The sequence below is a fragment of the uncultured Cloacibacillus sp. genome (assembly GCF_963926575.1).
Lineage (GTDB): Bacteria > Synergistota > Synergistia > Synergistales > Synergistaceae > Caccocola > Caccocola faecigallinarum.
On sequence record NZ_CAWUXW010000001.1, the window covers coordinates 248,990 to 272,437 of the forward strand.

A 23,448-nucleotide genomic window follows, 5' to 3' on the forward strand; every position below is an offset into this window, starting at 1 on the left:
TTTAATCTAATGATGGAGTTACCATCAAAAAAATAAGAATAAAAAGGAGTGAACGAAGCAATGGATGATAACATCAACAATAATGAAGTCAGTAAAGAACTCGCTCAGGACAAAAAGTGGAAGAAGTCTATGCCGCACCCGTACATAGTCATATTTGGGCTTATCGCGCTTATAACTGCGATGACTTGGATTATTCCATCTGGCTCTTTTGATCGTGTTTATAATGAGGCAGTCGGGCGAACGCTCGTAGTTCCCGGGACATTCCACCTTGTTGAACATACACCGGTCGGTATCCCTAGAATGCTCATGGCCATATATGATGGAATGGTCAATGCAGCAGACATCGTTTTCTTTACGTTCTTCTCATATGGATTCATGGTACTGCTCATCAAAATTGGCGCATTTGATTCCGGGGTAGGCGCATTGCTTCGTAAACTTGAGACGAAAGTACATTGGGCAATGCCGCTTATTGCAATCGCTTTCTCATTCACAGGTTTCGCGTTTGGGCTTTGGGAAGAAGTTTATGGCTTTATTCCCGTTTGCATGGCAATATCAGTAGCGCTCGGATACGATCCATTCTACGGGGTTATAGCTGTAATCGGCGGGATGTCGACAGGATACGCTCCAGCTGCTATCAATCCGTACACAGTCGCCATCGCACAAAGCATAGCAGAGCTGCCGCTTTTTTCCGGCATAGCATTTCGCTGTTTCTGCTATATTGTTTTCCTTTCGATATTTCTCATTCAAATGTGTCGTTATGGACGAATGGTCAAGGCAGACCCGACAAAAAGCTATGTTTACGGAGTTCACTTTCCGTTCTTGTCAGAGAAAAAGTCTCACGATGAACTCGTTGCCCTTGATTTTACAAAAAAGCATAAGATATCGCTCGCGTTATGCGGATTTACTGTAATATTTTTTGCATGGGGAGCAATAACACGAGGCTGGTATTTCTCAGAGCTTTCTGCAATATTTATAGTAATGACACTTGTTATCGGCGCAGTCAACGGCATGAGCGTTGGAGAAACTTGCGATGCCTTCGTAAGTATCTCAAAAGAAATATTGATTGCCGCATTTGCTATCGGGCTTGCAAGAGGCATACTTATCGTCCTGCAGGACGGACAGATAATCGATACGATCTGTAATTTCTTTGCTTCTCACATGGGAGGCATGTCTACGATTGTAACTGTGTGGGCGATGTTCATATTCCAGACGTTAATGAATTTCCTTATATCTTCAAGCAGCGGGCTGGCAGTCATAGTCATGCCGCTGATGGTACCGCTTGCTGACTTATTAGACATTAATCGTCAAATAGCCGTTCTTGCGTTCCAGTTTGGAGACGGTTTTTCCAACCTTTTCTGGCCAACTGGATGCATTACAGTATGTGCGATATCCGGTGTTCCGTTTAACCGTTGGTTCAAGTTTTTCGCACCATACACGCTATGGATGACACTTGCATCCTTTGCGTTGTTAGCGCTTGCTGTAATTATTAATTACGGACCGTTCTAGCGCATAGCTAATTCATAGAAATCCTCTCACATAAGAAAAATAGAAAGAAGGAATTTGAACAATGAAGACGATAGCCGAAATTCTGGAGACCAAGAAGGCCGACATGCGCGAGCTTGAAAAATTCCTCTACGACAATCCAGAGATCGAGATGGAGGAATTCAAGGCGAAGGAGAAATTCATCGAGCTGCTTGAAAAAGAGGGCTTCGAGATAGAAAAAGAGATCGAAGGGCTGCCGACCGCCTTCGTCGCGCACAAGAGCAACGGCGAAGGTCCGAGCATAGGAATATGCTCCGAGTACGACGCCCTGCCCGGGATAGGCCACGCCTGCGGCCACAACCTAATCGGCGCGATGGGCTACGGCGCGGCGGTGACGCTCGCCGAGTGGCTGCTGAATTCCGATTACAAGGGAAGCGTCTACCTCTTCGGCACGCCCGCCGAGGAAACGGGACGCGGCAAGCCGGGGCTGCTTGAGACCGGCTGGTTCAAAAAGGCCGACGTCGCGATGATGACGCACCCGTCGAAGGAAAACATCGTCACCTCCGGCATGATAAACCTCGAGGGCTACGACATAACCTTCCACGGACGCGCCTCGCACGCGGCAGGCGCGCCGGAGAACGGCGTCAACGCGCTCGACGCGGCGATGATTTTCTACAGCTCCGTCGCGATGCTCCGCCAGCAGCTGCGCGACTGCTCGCGCATCCACATGATAATCACCAACGGCGGCGCGGCGGTCAACATAATCCCAGACAAGACGCAGCTTCGCGTCGAGATACGCCACGAGGACGTGAAATATTTCCGCGAGCTCGTCGACAAGGTGCTCGGCATCGCGGAATACGCGGCAAAGGCGGCGGGCTGCACCGTCGACGTGGAAATGTTCGAGCCGCCGATCGCCTGCATGAAGAACAACAAGGTGCTCGTCGAGCTCTACAAGAAGCATCTGCACGAGCACGGCATAACGCAGTATATCGAGAATTTCAAGAGCGGCGGATGCAGCGACATGGGCAACGTCAGCCAGGAGATGCCCGCGATACACCCGAGCATGGCGATGGTGCGCCCCGACTCCGACGAGCACACGCTCGAATTCCTCGAGGACGTCGACAAGCCCTTCGCGATAGAGCGCATGTACCTCTTCGCGCAGTGCATGGCCGAGGTCGGCGCGGACATCCTCGCCGAGCCGAAGCTGCTCGACGACATAAAAGCCGATTTCAGCAAAGACTAATACTCTCTCTGTTTCCCATCAGCCGGGCAGAGGCGGCGGAATTTTTCCGCCGCCTCTGTTCGTTTATGCATATTTAGTAAACGGGTAAATAACACCAACCACAAAATCGTATTGATTTAGGAGCATCAGGCGCAGCCGGCCATCAACAGGCTGTATAATGTTCTCCGACGGACTCTTGAGGTATGGGGCCTCGAAGTATGAAGTTTCTCCCAAAAGGGAGGTGAATACCGTGGCTATAAGCTATGGGAAATCCTCTCGGAAACGCCGAAGCAAATGGCGACATTTGAAAAAGCGAGAGGGACGCAACTTCACCGCCCAGGTGCTCCGTTACGTCCCTCTGTTCAGCTTACTGCTGAGGATGCTTGAATTTATATTCAAGTACCTCCGGTAGCAGGACTACCTAAGAGGATTTTATCACGCCGTTCCCTTACCGTCAAAGATACGGCACAAGCCTCCGCGAGCGCGGAGGCTTGTTTTTATACACTTGCAAAATTATCAAAAAAACGCCGCCGCGCGCTTCCGGTTATTTTATAAAGCCGAGCAGCTTCCAGTACGGAACGCTTATGAGCACGCCAGTCAGCGCGACGAGGTTGTAGGCGAAGCAGTAGCGCACGCTCTTCGCAAAATCGAGCTTGTCGTCGCCGCCCGCCGAGGCGAAGCCCGCGAGGTAGTTGACGTTCTGATAGCGCGCGAACCACGGCTGGCAGAAGATGTAGGTACACATCGCGAGTATCCACGGGCTGATGCCGCCGGCCTCGCAGAAGGGCGATAGCACGACGATGTAGAGCGTGAAGCAGGTCAGCGGGTCGATGATGATGAAGCGCGTCGCGACCATCGCGCCCGCGACGGCCGTAAGGAACAGGTACGGGTTGGAGATTACGCCCGCGAGCGACGAGGCGAAGTTGTCGCCTATCCATTTGTCTATTCCGACCACGCTGATGGCGTGCGTCATGTTTATCGCGCAGCCGACGAAGGCGATGAGGCTCCATGAAATGTGCGTGTTGTAGTCGACTTTGTTGATGACGCCGAAGGACATGAGCAGCCCCATGCCCATGAGCGCCGGGACGACGGAGGGGATGTCGAGCTGGCGCTCGAAGACCCAGCAGACCATGCAGACGCCGACGACGGCGATGGTGATTTTCTCGTCGCGCGTGACCGGGCCGAGGTCGTGGAGCATTTCGTTTATATCCTCGCGGCTTATCTCGATTTTATGCTTCGGCTTGTAGAGTATCGAGATGGCGGCGAAGGCGCCGAGGAAGGTGACGACGCCCCACGGCAGCATCGCCACGGACCAGCGCACGAGCGTCAGGTCGCCGCGTATATGCTCGGGCATGAGGTTCAGTATAACGTAGGAGAAGTACGAGGCGCTCATAAGTATCGGCGACATGAGCGAGTAGCTCGTGTACATCGCGCACCAGATGCCGCTCATGCCCCACGAGCGGTCCTCGAGGCCGAGGCGCTCGCCGACGTCGGTCGCGAGCGCGCCCGCGACGGCGACCTTCGCCGTCGTCGAAGGGATGAACGGCGAGAGCACGACGCCCGAGGCGAGCATGGCGAAGACCTGCCCGCTGAAGGTCGGGGAGCAGAGCTTCATCGTGCAGAGGGCGACGCGCGTCAGAAGGCCGGACTTAGTGACCGCCGTTCCGATGCCGAGCGCGCCGACAAGCAGCCAGACGGTCGTGCCGGTGAACGACTCGAAGGCCTGCTGGAAGGGCATGATGTGCAGTATGACCCACATGCAGCTCATCATCATAAGGACGACGAAGTCCGGGATGAAGCGCAGTATGAGGTTCAGCAGCGTCCAGACGAGCAGCCCGGCGACCCACATCGCCTCCGTCTCGAGCCCCGCGGGCGGCGGCGACAGCGCGACTCCCGCGCTGACGGCTATCGAAAGGGCTTCCAGCAAAAATTTTTTAAATAAAACCGGCATGACACTCATATCCTTTTCCTCTGAATTGGGCTGCCGCCCTGTACGGCTGTAAAGACATCCTTAATTATAGTTCCGCAAACAAAAGAATCGTAAAAAAAATAATGACTTTTTTGTAACCGCCGCGGAACCCGGGCGAGCGGCCCCCGCGATTTTTGCATACCTTTTGCAGACGGCTGTTAACCTTATACGCGTCAGGCAATGCAACACCACAATTTTTAAAATAATACAAAACGGAGGTAACAACAGATGTCAATAGCGCAGGTTCGTCAGTACATGGTAGAAGGCGACGGAGACGCGGCGGTAGCTCTCGTAAAAGAGCTCATCGAGAAGGGAACCCCCGCGAAGGATATAATGGCCGGACTTACGGAAGAGATGGGCGTCCTCGGACAGAAGTTCGAGAACTTCGAAGTCTTCCTCCCCGACCTCATGATCGCCGGCGACGCTTTCATGCAGATCATGTCCGTGCTTAAGGAGCACCTCGTCACCGCCAGCGAAGGCGAAGCGAAGACCGTCATCATCGGAACGGTCAAGGGCGACTACCACGATATCGGTAAGAACATCGTCGGCATAGTCCTCCAGGCCAACGGATTCAACGTGGTAGACCTCGGCGCGGACGTCGACCCGGTCGCCTACCTCGAAGCGGCCCGCAAAGAGAAGGCCGACGTAGTCGGACTCTCCGCCCTTATGACCACCACGATGCCCGGACAGGAAGAGTTCATCAAGCTCGTAGCCGACGCCGGCGACAAGGGCAAGTACCTCGTCTGCGTAGGCGGAGCCCCGACCTCCGTCGAATGGGCCGAGCGCATCGGCGCCGACGTATGGTCGTTCGACGCTTTCGAGTGCGCCGCGAAACTCAAGAAGCTCCTTGCGTAATTAAGACCGGTACTACAAATATAGGATTGGAGGAAAAATAACATGTCAACGTTCAGAATGTGGGAAGTATTCGCGAAGGCAGACGAAGGCCCCTTCTATAAAGACCAGGGAGAGTGGATGCTCAAATCCTTCATCCCCAACATCAGAAGAGTCGTTAAGGAATACAACATCAAGTACGACGGACACACGATCGTCAACCAGGACGACGACCTCGCTGACAGAGTATGGGCCGCCGCGAAGGACTTCTTCGTTTCGACCGGCGTCTACAACCAGGACACCCACCGCGTAATGCAGTTCACCGAGCGCGAGGTCAACGAGGTGCTCTACACGAAGCGCCCGAAGTACCTCATCGGCGCCGGCCACGACCAGCGCTGGCTCCGCGTCCGCGCGGTAGAAGACAAGGAGCGCCGTCCGTTCCACCTCTTCAGCCCCGACGCGAACTTCAGCACCGACATCCACAAGAAGGCCTGCATGGCCTACCTGAAGGAACCGCTCCTCGACGGTCTCTGCGCTCCTCTGCTTGAGGACTTCATGGGCCGCAAGGCGACCTCGCAGAACCCGACCGAAGTCGCCGCCGCTATGGAGCACGCGATGAACCTCCGCGACGCGCAGCGCCTCGTCGGAAAGCCCGACGTCTGGACCGTCTCCGTCGGAACCGCCGAATCCGCGCAGGCTCAGATAGCCGCCGGAAACCCGGTCTGGGGCGTCCGCCAGTCGCACCTCGACGGCCGCATGGTCTCCATCCTCACCGAGATGACGACCAACAACGCGATGCTCAACAAGTCGCTCCACTATCGTTCCTACGGAAACGTCTTCGGTAACCTCTGCGGCGCCATCTTCGGCGGACACGCGGGCGGCACCGAGGGAACCCTCGTCCTCCAGACGGCTTACAACATCGAAGGCGCGTGCCTCTACGGATCCTGCTGGGCTCTTAACTTCCCGTTCCACCTCAAGTGGCAGTCGACGACGACGAGAGAGCTCCTCTGGCTCCAGAGCGTACTCAGCCAGGCTATGTCGCGCAACTCGAACCTCATCTTCCTCAACAACCTCTTCGCGAACGCCGGCCCCGGCACCGACCAGCTCTACTGGGAGTGCGCCAACCACGCCCTCGCGCTCGAGTGCTCCGGCGGCAACCCGTGGGGAGCCGCGACCTGCCGCAACAAGTTCACCGACATGGCGACGCCGCTTGAGTCCCGCTTCTTCCACGAGACCTCCGAGGCTTCCTTCAAGATGCGCCTCACCAGAGCCAAGGCCGAGGAAATCTGCCAGAAGATCATGGAGAAGTACGAGAAACTCATCCCGATCGACAACTACGGCCACCGTATCCAGGAAGTCTACGATATGGACCGCATCGTACCGCGTCAGGAATACCTCGACCAGTACAACCGTATGCGCGACGAACTCAACAAGCTCGGCGTGGAGTACGCTTACTAATCCCTACGAATCAAACCGGATATTTACAGCAAAGAGGCGCTCATGCGCCTCTTTGTAATAAATAGGCATTTTTACTGACTTTACGACAACACAATACATAATGAGGTGAACTTATGAACGGTAAAGAAAGAGTCCTCAAAGCCCTGCGTTTTGAAGAAGTCGACCGCGTACCGTGGGTCCCCTTCACCGGCGTACACGTCGCGAAGCTCGTCGGCTCCGACGCCGAAGAAATGCTTAAAAACGGAGACATCCTCGTCAACGCCGTAGAGACCGCCGCGAAGCGCTATTACGCCGACGGCGTCTGCTCGGCCTTCGACCTCCAGGCCGAAGCAGAGGTTCTCGGCTGCGGCCTCCACTGGAGCAAGAACAACCCGCCCGCGGTAACTGGCCACGTGCTCGCCCAGGGCAAGACGCTCGAAGACCTTCCCGAGTTCACGAAGGACAAGGGACGCCTCCCGATGTTCTTCGACGCGACGAAGAAGCTCGTCGAGAGAATAGGCGACGAGGTCGCCGTCTTCGGCCTCTGCTGCGGCCCCTTCACGCTCGCTCTGCACCTCCGCGGCTCGGCCTTCATCATGGACATGATGAGGAAGCCCGACGAGGCTCATAAGGTTCTCGCCTTCTGCGCCGAAATCACGCGCCGTATGGGCGAGTGGTACATGGAGACCGGCGCGCACGTCGTCGCGGTCGTCGACCCGATGACCAGCCAGATCGCTCCGAAGCACTTCGAGGCCTTCGTTTCGCCCTACGTCAAGCCCGTCATCGACGAGGTGCGCGGCAAGGGCGGCATCGTGACCCTCTTCTGCTGCGGCAACGCGACGAAGAACATCGAGCTCATGATGCAGAGCAAGCCCGACGCAGTCGCCTTCGACGAGCAGGTGGACCTCCAGTTCGTCAAGGACCTCGCCTACAAGTACAACGTCGCCTTCGAGGGCAACATCCCGCTCACGACGACGCTGCTCTTCGGCTCGCCGCGCGAGTGCGTCGCTGACGTCAAGAAGCGCATCGAGATCGGCGGCAAGCGCGGCTACATCCTCTCGCCGGGATGCGACCTGCCCTACGACACGCCGTTCTACAACCTCGAGGCCGTCGGCAAGTACGCCGCAACCGGCGAAGAGCCATCCGACACCTCCGGCTTCATGTCGCTTGAAGAAGCGCTGCAGAACGCCGAAGAGGCCGGCGACGTATTCGAAGACGTGAAAATCGAGCCCGGCAAGGTCTTCGTCGAAATCGTAACGCTCGACTCGGAAGGCTGCGCCCCGTGCCAGTACATGTGCGAAGCGGTCAAGAACGTCGCGCCGCACTACGGCGACAAGCTCACGTGGCGCGAATCGCTCATCAAGAGCGCTGCCGGAATCAAGCGCACGCAGGCTCTCGGCGTCTCCACGCTGCCGACGCTCCTCATCAACAACGAGGTCGTCTTCGACAACATCACGCCGACCGCCGAAGCCCTGATGAAAGAGATAGACAAGAGACTCAAGTAGTATGCCCGCGCGCCCCGTCATGGGGCGCGCTTTCGTTTCCCCACCCCGCCGGCATTCTGAGGGGTTTGCCTCGCGGGCTTGTTTAGTTTATTATTATGAAATCCAAATAAAGAAGCGGAGGAACAGAAATGGCAACAACTGACAAAAAACCCAGCTTTGGGGTAGCGCTCGGAACGTTCGTCATCATCGCGGCGATTATCGCTTACGGACTTCTCGGACTCGGAATGGACGCTCACGTGCCTATCGCGATGGCGGCGACCGCCGCGGCGCTCATAGGCAAGTTCGTCGTCGGAGTTTCGTGGGAGGATATGGAAATCGCCGTATTCAACGCCATCACATCTTCTCTCGGCGCGCTTCTGATACTGATAACGATAGGCATGCTCGTCGGAGCCTGGGTGCAGGCCGGCGTCGTCCCCGGACTTATCTATTACGGCTTTAATCTTCTTTCGCCGGGCATTTTCCTTCTCGCCTCGCTGCTCATCTGCTCGATAATAGGCATCGCGATAGGCGCCTCGTGGGGCGTCGGCGCGACGGTCGGCGTCGCCCTCATAGGCATCGCCGCCGGCCTTGACATCCCCGCTCCGCTGACCGCGGGATTCATCATCTCCGGAGCCTACCTCGGAGACAAAATGTCTCCGCTCTCCGACACGACGAACCTCGCGCCCGCAGTTTCGGGCTCGAACCTCTTCGACCACATCCGCGCAATGATGTGGACGACCGGGCCGTCGTACATCATCGTCTGCATCATCGCCGTAGTGCTCGGCATGCAGTACTCCGGCGGCGGAGAGAACTTCGACGCAAGCCGCATCGTAGCCTTCCAGCAGATAATCGCGGCCGAGTTCGACCTCAACCCGCTGCTCGTAGCTATACCGCCTATCGTCGTCATCGGCCTCGTCCTTCTTAAGTGCCCCGCGATACCGGGCATGGTCGCCGGTACGCTTTCGGCCTCCGTCATAGCAATGTGCCACGGCGTAAGCCTCCACGACGCTATGACCGCGATCCACTACGGATATGAATCGACGGTCGCGACCGCGCTCGGCAACGCCGACGCAGCCGCCGTTCCCGCGATACTCGCCGAGCACGGCATCACCGGCGTCAATCCCGAGCTGGCCCACGAGGTCGGCGGCATGGTCGCCGAGCTTCTGAACCGCGGCGGCATCGACAGCATGATGTGGTCGCTCTCGATGATCATGATAGCGCTCGTCCTCGGCGGCATCATGGAGCGCTGCGGCTACCTGAGCGTCATGCTCAACCCGCTGCTCTACAAGGTCCGCCGCGTCGGCGACTTCATCCTCCTCGTCGTAATCTCCTGCTTCGTCAGCAACTTCTTCCTCGGCGACCAGTACCTCGGAATCGTCGTCCCGGGACGCATGTTCCGCGAAGCCGTCGAAAAGAGCGACCTCTCGCCGCGTATGCTCTCCCGCTCGCTTGAAGACAGCGGAACACTGACGGCGGTCCTCATCCCGTGGACGGGCTGCGGAGCCTTCCAGTCGAACGCGCTCGGCGTGCCTACGCTCGAATACGCGCCCTACTGCTTCCTGAACATCATCAACCCGATATTCGCGGTAATCATCTCCTACCTCGGCATCGGAATCTACTGGGGTTCCGACAAGCACGACAAGGTCGAGAAGCGCACCGCGCTCACCTTCGCGAGGGAAGCCTAGCCTACGCTGCGCCGTTTCCGCGGCGCGATGAAGAAAACATAACGCAGCAAACGAGGACGAAGTCTTTGAGAGAAGAGCTTCGTCCTCTCTTTAAGTAACGGAAACGGAGGGCCGCACAGATGAGAGACGTAAGCAAATCGCTTGATATCGTGGCGCGCGACGAGAGGTTCATAGCGCCGTCGTCGCGCTCGCCCTACTACCCCTTCGCCGTCGCGTCCGGCTCAGGCTCGACTCTGCGCGACGCCGACGGCAACGAATATATAGACTTCGCGGCGGGCGCGGCCTCGCTCAACACGGGCACCTGCCATCCGAGAATCGTCGCCGCGATAAAGGAGCAGGCGGAGCGTCTGCTCTGCTACACCATCGGCTACATGTACGAGGAATCGTCCGTCGAGCTCGCCGAGAAGCTCGCGCAGATAACGCCCGGAGATTTTCCGAAGAAGACAGCATACGGCCTCTCCGGCTCCGACGCGATAGACGGCGCGATAAAGTTCGCGCGCAAGTACACGGGGCGCAGCGGCGTCATAACCTTCAAGACGGCCTACCACGGCGCGACCTACGGCGCGCTATCGGCCTCCGCGATATCGCTCAACATGAGGCGCGGCATCGGTCCGATGCTGCCGGGCTTCCACCACTTCAGCTATCCGCAGTGCGCGAAATGCCCGTGGCACGAGAAGCCTGAGAGCTGCTCGCTCGCCTGCCTCGAGGAGATAAAGACGGCCTTTTCGCTCTACCTTCCGCCCGACGAGGTCGCGGCGGTCATCATCGAGCCGATAGGCGGAGACATCGGCCTCGTCGTGCCGCCCGCGCGCTGGGTGCGCGAGCTCGCCGCGCTCTGCCGCGAGCACGGCATCCTCTTCGTATCGGACGAGGTGCAGCAGGGCATGGGACGCACGGGCAAATGGTTCGCGATAGAGCATTTCGGCGTCGTCCCGGACATCATAGCGATAGCCAAGTCGCTCGCCTCCGGCATGCCGCTCTCCGCCGTCGTCATGCGCGCGGAGATAGCGGACTCGCTGCGCGACCCGGGGCACTGCATAACGCTCGCGGCGAACGCCGTCTGCTGCCGCGCCGCGCTCGAAACCATAAAAATCATCGAAGATGAAAATTTAATTGAAAAAAGCGTCCGCACGGGCGAGAATATAAAGGCGAAGCTCGCGGAGATGAAGAAAGCTCTGCCGCTTCTCGGCGAGACGCGGGGCCTCGGCCTCACGATAGCGCAGGAGATCGTCGACGAAAACGGCGAGCCGGACCGCGGCGCGTGCGCGAAGATATGCTACCGCTGCTGGGAGCGCGGGCTGATAATCACCTTCCTCAGCGACAACGTGCTGCGGATACAGCCGCCGCTCGTCATCACGGACGAGGAGACGGAGCGCGCGCTCGAAATACTGCGCGAATCCATCGAAGACTACAGAAACGGCCTGATAGGCGACGAAGTTCTCGAATTTGCAAGGGGATGGGCTTAATGGATGAAACAATGTGCGAGGTAAAATTCCTGCCGGACGGCGTCACGGCGCGCGTCGCGGCGGGGACGCCGCTCACCGAGGCCGCCGACGCGGCGGACGTGAGGATAGGCCGCCACTGCGGCGGCGCTGGCGTCTGCGGCAAATGCCGCGTAAAAACGGGCGCGGACAACCCGCTCTCGCCCATCGGCGAGACGGAGAAGAACGTGCTCAGCGAGGCGGACGTCAAGGCCGGGATGCGCCTTTCGTGCTGCGCGCGCGTCGTGCGCAGCGGCTCCGTGACGGTCGTCGACCGCGTCGAATCGAAGGGGCACAGCATACTCGAAGGCTTCTCCGACGAAATATCCGACTGGTCGCCCGACGCGCACGGCTACGGCGTCTCGGTGGACATCGGCACGACTACGGTCGTCTGCTATCTGTTCGACCTCGAGGAACGCTGCGAGCTCGACAAGATATCCTTCCTCAACCCGCAGGTCGCATACGGCGACGACGTAATTTCGCGCATCGCCTACTCGTCTGCCTCGCCCGAGGCGCTTGCGAAAATTCAGAGCGTCCTCACCGAGGAGATGGACAAGAGCCTCGGCACGCTCGCCGAGCGCAATAACATAAAAAAGAGCGGCATCACAGAAATCGTCATCGCGGGCAACACAGTCATGGAGCACCTCTTCGCGGGCGTCTCGCCCGAGAGCATAGGGCGCAGCCCGTACAATCCGCAGTTCCTGCTCTATCCGCCCTTCAAGGCCTCCGAAATAGGAATCCATATAAACGAGAACGGCGTCATAAAAATGCTGCCGAACGTCGCGGGCTACGTCGGCGCGGACATCGTCGCGGGCGTCGCGGCGCTTTCTATGGAGAAGGCCGAGGGCGTAAAGCTGCTCGTAGACATCGGCACGAACAACGAAATAGTCATCGGTAGCCGCGAGGGGCTCTTCTGCTGCGCTACGGCGGCGGGGCCGGCCTTCGAAGGCGCGCGCATACAGTACGGGATGCGCGCGAGCGTCGGCGCGATTGAAAAAATCTACATGCAGGACGGCGAGCTCCGGTACAAGACCATCGGGGACGCGAAGCCCGTCGGCCTCTGCGGCTCCGGGCTTATCGACGCGATTATGGTCGTGCTGCGCGAGGGCGTCATAGAGCCGAGCGGGCGCTTCACCGCGCCCGAGAAGTGCGAAGACCCGCGCTTCGCCAAACGCCTCTGCCGGAACGCGAATGGCATGGTGCAGCTGCTGCTCACCGACGAGGAAAACCCGATATACCTCACGCAGAAGGACATCCGCGAGGTGCAGCTCGCGGCGGGCGCCGTCAAGGTCGGCACCGAGGTCATGCTCGAGCGCGCGGGCATAACGAAGGACGGGATATCCGAGGTCTACCTCGCGGGCGCCTTCGGCAACAACATCGACATTGAGAGCGCGATAGCGGCGGGGCTCATCCCCGACATCGACCGCGCGAGGATACGCGGCGTGAAAAACTCCTCGGGCCTCGGCGCGAGCCTCGCGCTCGCATCGGCGGAGTTCTACGAGCGGACGAAGGACGTTTCGGAGAAGATGAAGTACGTCGAGCTGTCGTCGCTGCCGGACTTCCAGAAGCGCTTCGTAAAGGCGATGGCCTTTTAGCGGGCTGACGGCATGGAAAAGAAAATAAAGATATATTATTCCGAATACGGCGCGCTCTCGCGCGTGGAAGAGCATGAGAGCGCGCCCGTCGGCGTGAACCTCGCGGCGCTCGAAAAATTCTACGACGAGATGGGCGAGCGCCACAAAAAGCAGTTCGACAAGTTCGCGGCCTACTGGGAGGAGGAGGGCTTCGAAAAGCTCTTCAACCCCGCGGCGCGCGTCGTGACGATGCCGGTAGCCGTCGCCGAGGAGAATTTCGGCGCGGAGCTGCTGCGCGTCAACGACTCCGTCAGCGAGGTCGTCATGACCGTCTGGACGACGGGGCCGGAGCTCGAGCGCGAATGCACCGAGCTGATGAACTCGCGCGGCAGCCTCATGACGGGCTTCCTGCTCGACGTCGCGGGCTCGATAGCGCTCTACGACATGCACGCGGCGCTCGACCGCTGGGTCAAGGAAAACCCCGCCGCGAAGCTCGGGAAATTCGTCAACGGCGAATTTTACCCCGGCATGGGCAGCATGAGGCAGGACCTAATGGAAAAGGTCGTGACCCTCGGCGAGACGGAAAATATAATAGGAGTGGGCGCGAGCGGCCTTTCGCTGCTGCGCCCGAGAAAATCGCAGTGCTCCTTCGTCGCGCTCGGCTCGGCCGAGCACGAGGCCGTCTTCAAGTCCGAGCCATGCAAGCCCTGCGCGGGCAAAAAGTGCCTCTACTACCAGCTCGGCGGCTGCCACATGCAGGCGGAGCTGTAGCGCGCGCGGCTACTTAAATTCAAAGACGGAGCTCACGCCGAGCTCGTCCGCCTCAAACTTTGCCGCCAGCGCGGCGCGCGCGGCGAAGCAGGTGCAGTGACAGGCGTGTACGTTATGCGGCGCGGCCTTCTCGAAATAGGAGAGGACGGGCCGCATTTCTTCCTCCGAACCGCTGCGCAGATGGAAGCCGCCTATGACGTCGGCTATCCTTTCACGCCCCGTCGCGCGCTTCGCCTGCTCGACGATGTTGCATATCCCCGAGTGCGAACAGCCCGTGATTATCACGAGGCCGTCCGCTCCGTCGTAGACGAGCGCCGAGTCGTCGAAGCAGGCGTCGGGCCGCCAATCTCCGCCCTCGTCCATCGCTTCGCCGAGAGTTCCGCGCGGCGTGACGAGCGGCTCAATCTCTCCGAGCCAGTATAAATTCTCCGCGATTTCCATAACCTCGCGCGACGGGCGCAAATTGAAGAAGCTTCCGAGAACCTCGGGCGCGATTATCATTCCAGCGTCCGCGCCGCGAAGCTTCTTGCGCGCGAGCGCGCCGGGATGGCAGACGAGCGCGGGCCTGTCCTTCATGCCGCGCGCCGTGCGCTCGGAAATCAGCGCGGAAAGCCCCCACGTGTGGTCGCTGTGTCCGTGCGAGAGCACGACCGTATCAGGCGCGGCGGCGTCTATCCCCATCAGCCGCGCGTTGCGCAGGAAAATCCCCGAGTAGCCGGCGTCGAAAAGAATTTTTCTGCCGCCGCACTCAATCCAGAGCGAGAAGCCCGGCTCCGCGAGAAAATAGCGCCCGATCAGCGCGTTGTTGTCTACGAGCACGCTTATCTTCAGCATATAGAATCACCCCAAGGCTATTTTAACAGCCGCGCGCGCCGCGAGATAGACAAAGGCGGCGGCGGGCGCTATGATCTTAGGGCTTCCGCGCTCCCGCGGGGGCGGCACGGAGGTATGACGATGAGGATATATATGATACGCCACGCCCAATCGACGGCGAACTCCATGAAGGTCTGGACGGGACAGACGAACGCCGGACTTTCCGACGAGGGGGCCGCCGCGCTGCGCGCGATATGCGCGCGCTACGACTACCCGAGGTGTGATTTGTACTTTTCCTCGCCTCTGCGCCGCTGCACCGAATCGATGGAGATTATCTACGGCCGCGCCGCGGACTTCGAGCTTGCGGAGCTCGCGGAATGCGACATGGGCGAGCTCGCGGGCGTGCCCTACACGAGCCTCGACGACGACCCGAACTATTTCGCGTGGATAGGAAAGCCCGAGGAGACGCCGCCGTGGAAGGGCGAGAGCTTCGGAGATTTCCGCCGCCGCGCGGAGCGGGGCTTCCTGCGGATTTTGGAAATCTGCCGCGAACGCGGGGCCGAGAGCGCGGCCGCGGTGATGCACGGCGACGTTATGCGCGCGGCGCTGCACCGCTTCGCCGACCCGGCGGTCGGCCACTGGGACTGGAAGATACCGAACGGCGGCGTCTACGCGCTCGAGTGCGGCGCGGACGGGCGCGCGCTGAGCTGCGAGAAGCTTCCGGAATTTCTCTTCGCGCCGCTGGGCTGACGAAGAATCAGTATTTTTCGCCGTATATACAAAAATCAGATTTTATCCTACAATATGAGAAGTTTTTACAAAGGGGAAGAATACGCCGTATGGACGACGCGGACAGTTGCTCTGACAGCAGCCGATCATGTGAACAACCAATAACGATAAATACGCGAAGACGGGACAAGCCTGTACCTGCATTTCTATGGTAGGGGCCTGTCCCTTTTTTTGTTTTTTTATCCGCCGCGCAGAGCGGTTTGAAATCTGGGAGGAATCATCTTGGAAGAAAGCATATTGTGGCAGATCATTTTGCAGGTAGTGCTCATCATCTCGAACGCGATTTTCGCGTGCGCGGAGATAGCGGTCATCTCGGTCAACGGCGCTAAGCTCGACCAGCTCACGGCGCAGGGCGACGCGCGCGCGGGAAGGCTCAAGAAGCTCACGGATAACCCCGCGACCTTCCTCGCAACGATACAGGTCGCGATAACGCTGTCGGGCTTCCTCGCGAGCGCCTTCGCCGCTGACAACTTCTCGAGCCGCCTCGTCGCGGTCTTCGTCGCGCTCGGAGTGCCGCTCCCCGAGAAGACGCTCGGCACTATCTCGGTCGTCATAATCACGCTCATTCTTTCCTACATCACGCTCATCTTCGGCGAGCTCGTGCCTAAGCGCGTCGCTATGAAGAAGGCGGAGCAGCTCGCGCTCGCGATGTCGGCGATGATTTCCTTCATCGCGAAGCTCTGCGCCCCGCTCGTCTGGCTGCTCACCGTCTCGACGAACGGCGTGCTGCGCCTCATCGGCATCGACCCGAAGGCCGACGACGAAGAGGTCGGCGAGGAGGACATCCGCCTCATGGTCGACGCGGGCAGCCGCAGCGGCACGATAGACGAAGAGGACAAGGAGATGATTCAAAACATCTTCGAGTTCGACGACCTGCCGGTCGGCGAGTTCGCGACGCACCGCCGCGACGTGGCGATGCTCTGGATGGAGGACAGCGCCGAGGCGTGGAAGAAGACGATCAACGAGACGCGCTTCTCGAACTACCCGATATGCGACGAGAGCGTCGACAACGTCATCGGCGTGCTGAAGGCGAAGGAGTACTTCCGCCTGCGCGACAAGACGCGCGAGAACGTGATGAAGAACGCCGTCGTGCAGCCCTGCTTCGTCCCCGAGGGCGTGCGCGCGGACGTGCTCTTCAAGCGCATGAAGCAGACGCGCGACCACTTCGCGATAGTGCTCGACGAACAGGGCGGAATGGCCGGCATCGTGACGATGAACGACCTGCTCGAGCAACTCGTCGGCGACCTCGACGACGAGAACGCGCAGCCGCAGGAGACGCCGGAGATTGAAAAGGTAGACGAGAACAAGTGGGAGATTAAGGGCAGCGCGCCGCTCGAAGAGGTGGCGGAGGAGCTCGGCGTGACGCTTCCGGTGGACGAGTACGACACCTTCGGCGGCTTCGTCTTCGCGAACTACGGCTCCGTCCCCGACGACGGCACGACCTTCGAGATAGAGGCCGAGAGGCTGGCCATCAACGTCACTGATATCGTCGACCACAGAATAGAGAAGGCCTCCGTCTCCGTGATGAAGGAGAACGAAAAGGACGAAGAGGTCGGCGGCGAGCCCTGTTAGGGCGCGCGCAGCGATTCCGACGCGGCAGTAAATTTACGCCGCTCCGCATAGGCGCGGGGCGGCGTTTTTTCGTGCCTCCGCGCGTTCCGCGCCGCGTTGACAAAAGAGGCGGCGTGCGCTATTTTTGACTCGCGTTCGCGAAAATATCTCCGCGCCACGAAGGCGCGGAAGGGCGGGGCATCCGTCCGGCAGTCGCGCAGCGCGGGAGCTTTACGAAAAAAGTACGAACGGATCACGAAGGTCTCTGATTTTCTCTCGAAGAGGTCTTCGTGATTTTTTTGTCCGGCGCGGGCCGGATTTGCGGAAAGGCGGTAAATATGGACGACGGAAAAAGCTTTCTGATAGACGGGCGCGCGGTGCCGCTGCTGCTCGCGGTTCTCGCCGCGGCAGCGGTTCTATCCGCCGCTCTCGCCGCGGGGCTCGGCCCCGTGTCGGTCTCGCCCGGCGATACGCTGAGGATACTCGCCTCGCGCCTGCCCTTCGCCGGGGATTTAATAGAACATTCGTGGCGCGCGGTAGACGAGCGCATCGTCGTGAGCCTGCGGCTGCCGCGCGTGCTGCTCGGCATGACGGTCGGCGCGTCGCTCGCCGTGACGGGCGTGACGATGCAGGCGCTCGTGCGCAACCAGCTCGCCGACCCGTTCATCCTCGGCGTCTCGTCGGGCGCGGCGGCGGCCGCGACGCTCGGGATGCTCTTCGGCGTTTTTTCGTTCCTCGGCGCGTACTCGCTTTCGATAAGCGCCTTCCTCGGCTCCGCCGCGACCATCACGGCGGTCTACGCGCTCTCGCGCGTCAACGGGCGCATCAACATTCCGCAGCTTCTGCTCTCGGGCGTCGCCGTCGCGATGATTATGGACGGCGTGACGCGCATCATCACGCTGAGCGCGCCGAACGCGCTCGGCCTGCACAACGCGTCGTTCTGGATGGCGGGCAGCCTCGCGGGCGCGCGCTGGAGCTATCTGACGCTGCCCTTCGCGGTGCTCGTCCTCTGCATGGCGGCGCTGATGCTGAACCACAGGGCGCTGAACCTGCTGCTGCTCGGCGAGGAGAGCGCCGCGACGCTCGGCGTGGACGTGCGGCGGACGCACAAGCTGCTCGTGCTGCTCGCCTCGCTGATGGCTGGGACGACGATTGCGGTCAGCGGCACGATAGGCTTCGTCGGCCTCATGGTGCCGCACTTCACGCGGCTCTTGGTCGGCTCTGACCATAAGAAGGTGCTGCCGGTCGCGGCGCTGCTCGGCGGCGTGCTAGTCGTCTGGACGGACGTCGCGGCGCGCATGGTCATCGCGCCCGAGGAGCTGCCGGTCGGCATACTGACGGCGGTTGCCGGAGGCCCCGTCTTTATATGGATGCTGCGGCGGCGCGGCGGGGGGCGCGCGAGATGAAGCGCGTCGAGGCGCGCGGCCTCTGCTACTCCTACGGGCGCGGGCAGGCGGTCGAGGACGTTTCGCTCTGCGCGGAGCGCGGCGAGTTCGTCGGAATCATCGGGCCGAACGGCAGCGGCAAGTCGACGCTGCTGAAATGCCTCTACCGCGCGATAAAGCCGCAGCGCGGTACGATACTCTTCGACGGCGAGGACGTTTCAAGGCTGAGCTACCGCGAGACGGCGCGGCGCACGGCGGTCGTCGGGCAGGAGAACGACGTACTCTTCGAGTTCAGCGTCCGCGACATCGTAGCGATGGGGCGCAGCCCGTACAAGAGATTTTTCGACAGGGACACCGCCGAGGACGAGCGCATAGTCGCGCACGCGCTGGAGCACGTCGGCATGGCCGGGGAGGCGCACCGCCGCTATTCCTGCCTCTCGGGCGGCGAGAAGCAGCGCGTGCTGATAGCGCGCGCGATTGCGCAGCAGACGGATTTCCTGATACTCGACGAGCCGACGAACCACCTCGACGTGAGCTGCCAGCTCGACATCTTCGACTTCATCAAGCGGCTGAACCTCACCGTCATAGCCGCGATTCACGACCTCAACATGGCCTCGCTCTACTGCGACAGGCTCTACGTGATGAAGGCGGGGCGCGTATTCCGCGAGGGGACGCCCGCGGAGCTGCTGACGCCCGAGCTGATACGCGAGGTCTACGGCGTGACCGCCGAGGCGGAGCTGCACCCCGCGACGCACAGGCCCGCCGTCACATACCTGCCCGAATGGGCGCTCGATAAAAATAAATAATTTCCGCAAACGGAGGAATCCTCGATGAAAAAACAAATCTTCGCCGCGCTTGCGGCGCTCGCCTTAACCTTCGCCGCGCAGCAGGGCGCGGGCGCTTCGGACGCCGCGCCGGTCACGGTGGACAACTACGGACGCAAAGTGACCGTTACCGAGACGCCGCAGCGCGTTCTGACGCTCGGGCCGAACTGCACGGAGCTCTTCATCGCGCTCGGCCTCGGAGACAAAATCGCCGGCAACACGCTCGACAACCACAGCCGCGGCCCGCTGCCAGAGTACGCCGCCGAGTACGCGAGAGTGCCCGAGCTGAACTACGGCAGCGCGACGCGCGAGGCAGCGCTCACGAGCGGCGCGGACTTCGTCTTCGGCATCGACTGGGAGTTCGGCGGAGGCGGCCTCGACATAGCGGAGCTCGAAGCGAACGGCATGAACGTCCTCGTCGAGCGCGCGTCGAGCTTCGACGAGGCGTACGACGAAATCCGCAGCCTCGGCAAAATTTTCAAAATCGAAGCGCGCGCCGAAGAGTTCATAAAAGAACAGGAGCGGCGCATGAAGGCCGTCGCGGACAAAATCAAGGGCCGCGAGCCGCTGCGCGTCCTCGTCTACGACAGCGGCAGCAGCGGCGTATTCACCTGCTCCGGCGAAAACTTTGAAAGCCTGCTCATCGAGCGCGCGGGCGGCGAAAACGTCTTCGGCGGCTTAACGGGCAAGCAGTGGGTAACGGTCAGCTACGAGGAGGCCGTCGCGCGCGAGCCGCAGGTCATCGTGATACACGACTACGACTCCCCCTCCGTCGAGGCGAAGATAGCCGAGATAAAGGCGAACAGCGCGCTCTCGCAGCTCGAATGCGTCAAGAACGAGCGCTTCGTCACGATAGCGCTCGAAAGCGTCCTCCCCGGCAGCCGCATGGCCTACGCGGTAGAGCGCTTCGCGGCGGGCTTCTACCCCGAAATATTTGCTGACGAATAACGCGCGTGCGCGGCTTGACACAAATTCAAAAATAATGCTAATTTACAAGCGGATTCGCGGATACACGCGGACCGCTTAGTTTTTATTTGGAGGCACAACACATGAAACTGAAAATCCTTCTAGCCGTCCTGGCGCTCGCGTTGGCACAGCTCGTTCCTGCGGCGTCAGCGGAAGAGGCTCCGAGATACGCGGAAGGCGAGGCGATCGTCGTGATGCGCGGCGAATCCGGCGCGCCCGCCGCTGCATCGGCTAAAAATGCGGCGGGGCAAAGCCTGGGACTCGCCGAAGGCTCCGTCATACAGTACTTCAATCCGATAGAAGAGCGACAAGCGCCCGCGAACGCCGCCGCCCGCGCCGCTTCCGCGAAAAGCGAGACGCTGACCGTCGTCCACATGCGCGCCCCCGAGGGCATGACGACCGAAGAATTTATAGAAAAGCTGCGCGCGGAACCGAACGTCGTAAGCGCCATGCCGAACTACATAATGCAGGCGCAGTCGGTCACGCCGGACGACGAGCATTGGGGCGAACAATGGGGCCCCGAGGCGATACGCGCGCCGGAACTCTGGGAGCGCGGCACTGGCTCCGAAGAAGTAGTAGTCGCGGTGATAGACAGCGGCGTAATATACGACCATCCGGACCTCGCCGGCAACATATACACCTTCGACGATGCGGCGGCGAACGCCATAATTTCCAAAAATCCCGACATGCTCACCGACGAGGTGCCGCTCGCGGGAAGCCACGGCGCGTGGTTCCACAGCGAGATAAGCCTACTGGGACTCGGCACGCCGCACACGGGAGTGCCCATCGGCCCGCAGCCTACGATGCAGGGCGACGAGGACGAACAGTGGTACATAGATTCCGGCACGATGCAGGAGATGAGCTGCATCGGCGACGTGGAGGGACACGGCACGCACGTGGCTGGCATAATCGGCGCGGTTGGAAACAACGCACGGGGCGTCGCCGGGATAAACTGGAAGGTGCGCATAATGGCGGTCAACGTCTTTTCGTCCAGCATTTTCGGCGGCAGGGCCGAGACGAGCGACATAATACGCGGCATAGACTTCGTAGTCGCCGCGAAGCGCGCGGGCGTCAACATCCGCGCCGCCAACATATCGCTCGGCGGTTGGTTCAGCCCGTCGGAGATGGAGGGCAGCGCCTACGACTATAAAATCAAGGAACTCAGCGACGCCGGCATATTGGTCTGCATGGCGGCCGGCAACGACGGGCAGGACATCGACGCTCCGACGGACGGGATGGCGCGCGGGCAGCGCTTCTACCCCGCCTCATTCCGCCACGAAAACACTCTGTCGGTAGGCGCGCTGATGCGGAACGCGGACGGCACGCTCGCGCCGGACACGCCGGGAAACGGCGGCATCGGCTACAGCGACTACAGTTCGAGCGGCGAATGGGTCGACATATTCGCGCCGGGCACAGCTATATACTCCACCTGCCGCACGACGTATCTTCTCAACCGCCAGACGTTCGACGAGTCGGGCTACATCTCGGCGAGCGGCACCTCGATGGCGGCGCCTCACGTAACGGGCGCGGCGGCGCTGCTCGCCTCGCTGATGCCGGGAAAAAGCGCGTCAGAGATAAAGCAGATGATACTCGACGGAGCCGACGGAGGCACGGCGCGCGAGGGCTTCTCGCGCTACGGCGCGCTCGACGTATACGAGGCGTGGAACGGCTTCGCTGAACAAGTGGATACTGTGGAACCCGACGAAGAGCATGAAAGCGTCACTCCGATATACGCGCAGATTGCTAAGGACGAGACAGCCTTAAGCGACATTTTCTCAGAAGGCGACCTGCGAGAGTACGGAGACTGCCTCTACCTCGACGCCGGAATAGCCAAGAAGGCCGCGATGAATGTCCGCGCTGATAAAACCGTCGAGGACATCGCGCTCTTCCCCGTCTTTACGGCGCAGAGCGAAGAACTTTCGCAAACCAGCCTCGGCGCGGTCGCCTTTGAAGTGGGCGGAGACGCCTTCGGCGACGGCGCCGCGCTGGCAGACTTGGCTATATGCAAGCTATTCCCCGACGGTACGGCTCTCGAATACAAAGAAGCCGGAGAAGAACCGTCAGACGGGACCTTCACCGTAACCGAAGCCGACGGCGGAGCGCTCGCAGGCCCATTCGACGCCGGCAAAAACTACATAATCACGCTCTACATCGAAGACAACGGCTCATACGACCTCGATAAGAACACGGGAAGCATAGTCGACCCGACCGCGATCGTATCGTTCAAAAAGGCCGAAACGCACGGCAGCTCAGGCGGCGGCTGCTCCGCAGTCTCCGGCGCGGCGGCGCTGCTCGCGCTCGTCGGCCTGCCGTTAATCGCGCGAAAAAAGAAATAAAAAACCAATCCGCCGGAGCGCAAAGCCCCGGCGGATTTTTTCTCTCCGGCGGCCAAGCGTGAGCGCTGCGCGCAGTTCACGCCGCGCGCCGCAAACGCGTGAAGCGGCCGCCGCGTTTCGTACACGCCGCGAATCTGCGCCGCAGCGCTGGAATATATGAAACAGGCCGGAGCTTTCGCTCCGGCCTTGTGCGTATGACGTATGAAATTTTTGATTTACCGCCGCGCGGCTACTTCGCGAAGCCTATCGCGGCGAGCCACTCCGTCACCTCCTCCTTCGCGCCGCGCGCGGAGCTGCCGCCGACGGAGAGGACTTCGGTGAATTTCGCGCCGGGGCAGAGCCGCTGAAGGTCGCGGCCGCAGTTGGCTGCTCCGCCGCCTCCGTGCGTCACGAACTGCGCGACGGTCTTGCCGCTCAGGTCGTTCGCTTCGAGGAAGGTCGCGACCGCCATCGGTATCGAGCTCCACCAGTTCGGCGCGCCGATGAAGACGGTGTCGTATTCCGCGAGGTTCTCGACCTTCGCCTGCTTCAGCGCGGGGCGCGCGTTCTCGCGCAGCTCGGCGCGTCCCTGGTCGACCGTCGCGTTGTAGTTCTCGGGGTAGGGCGTCGCGGTCTCTATGCGGAAGATGTCCGCGCCTGTCTGCGCCTGTATCTCCTGCGCGAGCGCCTCGGTGTTGCCGCTCCACGAGAAATATACGACGAGCGCTTTGCCGGCCGCCTCGCTCCTGCCGCACGCGAGCGAGAGCATGAGCGCCATCGCGAGCGCGGGCAGCATCCCCGCCTTGAAAATTTTCATCATCAGTGTCATCCTTCGTCAGCCTCCGTTGATTTTAATTTCTGCGCCCCGT

18 protein-coding genes are annotated in these 23,448 nt (G+C 60.4%); 15 read left to right on the top strand and 3 right to left on the bottom strand.

The window, feature by feature from the left end; genetic code table 11:
- Positions 1-60 precede the first annotated feature (60 nt).
- Together ABGT66_RS01160 and ABGT66_RS01165 are read left to right on the top strand one after the other, a co-directional pair.
- A complete protein-coding gene (locus ABGT66_RS01160; RefSeq protein WP_346688248.1) occupies positions 61-1,506 on the top strand; it encodes a YfcC family protein in 1,446 nt (481 codons plus the stop codon).
- Between the two features lie 61 nt (positions 1,507-1,567).
- Positions 1,568-2,725, top strand: coding sequence for a M20 family metallopeptidase (locus ABGT66_RS01165; protein WP_346688249.1), 1,158 nt, complete (start codon positions 1,568-1,570; stop codon positions 2,723-2,725).
- Between the two features lie 523 nt (positions 2,726-3,248).
- Here the strand turns inward: ABGT66_RS01165 and ABGT66_RS01170 are convergent.
- Positions 3,249-4,655, bottom strand: a complete 1,407-nt coding sequence (locus ABGT66_RS01170) for an SLC13 family permease (RefSeq protein ID WP_346688251.1) — start codon at positions 4,653-4,655, stop codon at positions 3,249-3,251.
- A 246-nt stretch (positions 4,656-4,901) separates the two neighbouring features.
- Here ABGT66_RS01170 and ABGT66_RS01175 point away from each other — a divergent pair, with 246 nt between their 5' ends.
- The 7 genes from ABGT66_RS01175 (at position 4,902) to ABGT66_RS01205 (ending at position 13,936) form a co-directional block, all read left to right on the top strand.
- Positions 4,902-5,528: a cobalamin-dependent protein gene (locus ABGT66_RS01175; RefSeq protein ID WP_294193252.1), complete on the top strand. Its 627-nt coding sequence runs from the start codon at positions 4,902-4,904 to the stop codon at positions 5,526-5,528.
- 42 nt (positions 5,529-5,570) lie between these two features.
- Entirely contained in the window at positions 5,571-6,962 is a 1,392-nt protein-coding gene (locus ABGT66_RS01180) for a monomethylamine:corrinoid methyltransferase (RefSeq protein WP_346688254.1), read from the top strand.
- A gap of 113 nt (positions 6,963-7,075) precedes the next feature.
- Positions 7,076-8,446, top strand: coding sequence for a uroporphyrinogen decarboxylase family protein (locus ABGT66_RS01185; protein WP_294193256.1), 1,371 nt, complete (start codon positions 7,076-7,078; stop codon positions 8,444-8,446).
- Positions 8,447-8,574: 128 nt separating this feature from the next.
- Positions 8,575-10,110: a Na+/H+ antiporter NhaC gene (gene nhaC / locus ABGT66_RS01190; protein WP_346688255.1), complete on the top strand. Its 1,536-nt coding sequence runs from the start codon at positions 8,575-8,577 to the stop codon at positions 10,108-10,110.
- Positions 10,111-10,229: 119 nt separating this feature from the next.
- Positions 10,230-11,576, top strand: coding sequence for an aminotransferase class III-fold pyridoxal phosphate-dependent enzyme (locus ABGT66_RS01195; RefSeq protein ID WP_346688257.1), 1,347 nt, complete (start codon positions 10,230-10,232; stop codon positions 11,574-11,576).
- Positions 11,576-13,186, top strand: a complete 1,611-nt coding sequence (locus ABGT66_RS01200; RefSeq protein WP_346688258.1) for an ASKHA domain-containing protein — start codon at positions 11,576-11,578, stop codon at positions 13,184-13,186. The genes ABGT66_RS01195 and ABGT66_RS01200 overlap by 1 nt, the downstream gene beginning before the upstream one ends.
- A gap of 12 nt (positions 13,187-13,198) precedes the next feature.
- Positions 13,199-13,936, top strand: coding sequence for a hypothetical protein (locus ABGT66_RS01205; protein ID WP_346688260.1), 738 nt, complete (start codon positions 13,199-13,201; stop codon positions 13,934-13,936).
- Positions 13,937-13,945: 9 nt separating this feature from the next.
- Here the strand turns inward: ABGT66_RS01205 and ABGT66_RS01210 are convergent, their stop codons facing one another.
- Positions 13,946-14,770, bottom strand: a complete 825-nt coding sequence (locus ABGT66_RS01210; RefSeq protein ID WP_346688262.1) for an MBL fold metallo-hydrolase — start codon at positions 14,768-14,770, stop codon at positions 13,946-13,948.
- Positions 14,771-14,890: 120 nt separating this feature from the next.
- Here ABGT66_RS01210 and ABGT66_RS01215 point away from each other — a divergent pair, with 120 nt between their 5' ends.
- The 6 genes from ABGT66_RS01215 (at position 14,891) to ABGT66_RS01240 (ending at position 22,600) form a co-directional block, all read left to right on the top strand.
- Positions 14,891-15,499, top strand: coding sequence for a histidine phosphatase family protein (locus ABGT66_RS01215; protein ID WP_303148070.1), 609 nt, complete (start codon positions 14,891-14,893; stop codon positions 15,497-15,499).
- A 261-nt stretch (positions 15,500-15,760) separates the two neighbouring features.
- The gene (locus ABGT66_RS01220) at positions 15,761-17,110 is read left to right on the top strand and encodes a hemolysin family protein (RefSeq protein WP_294193749.1); all 1,350 of its coding nucleotides are present in this window, start codon (positions 15,761-15,763) and stop codon (positions 17,108-17,110) included.
- A gap of 317 nt (positions 17,111-17,427) precedes the next feature.
- Positions 17,428-18,495: an iron ABC transporter permease gene (locus ABGT66_RS01225; protein ID WP_346688265.1), complete on the top strand. Its 1,068-nt coding sequence runs from the start codon at positions 17,428-17,430 to the stop codon at positions 18,493-18,495.
- On the top strand, positions 18,492-19,280 hold the full coding sequence (locus ABGT66_RS01230) for an ABC transporter ATP-binding protein (protein WP_346688266.1): 789 nt from the start codon (positions 18,492-18,494) through the stop codon (positions 19,278-19,280). The genes ABGT66_RS01225 and ABGT66_RS01230 overlap by 4 nt, the downstream gene beginning before the upstream one ends.
- Positions 19,281-19,304: 24 nt before the next feature.
- Entirely contained in the window at positions 19,305-20,246 is a 942-nt protein-coding gene (locus ABGT66_RS01235; RefSeq protein WP_346688268.1) for an ABC transporter substrate-binding protein, read from the top strand.
- A gap of 101 nt (positions 20,247-20,347) precedes the next feature.
- Complete coding sequence (locus ABGT66_RS01240; protein ID WP_346688269.1) at positions 20,348-22,600, top strand: S8 family serine peptidase; 2,253 nt, start codon at positions 20,348-20,350, stop codon at positions 22,598-22,600.
- 229 nt (positions 22,601-22,829) lie between these two features.
- Here the strand turns inward: ABGT66_RS01240 and ABGT66_RS01245 are convergent, their stop codons facing one another.
- Positions 22,830-23,408 (bottom strand): flavodoxin, encoded by a 579-nt coding sequence (locus tag ABGT66_RS01245; RefSeq protein ID WP_346688271.1) that lies wholly within the window; start codon positions 23,406-23,408, stop codon positions 22,830-22,832.
- Positions 23,409-23,448: the final 40 nt, after the last annotated feature.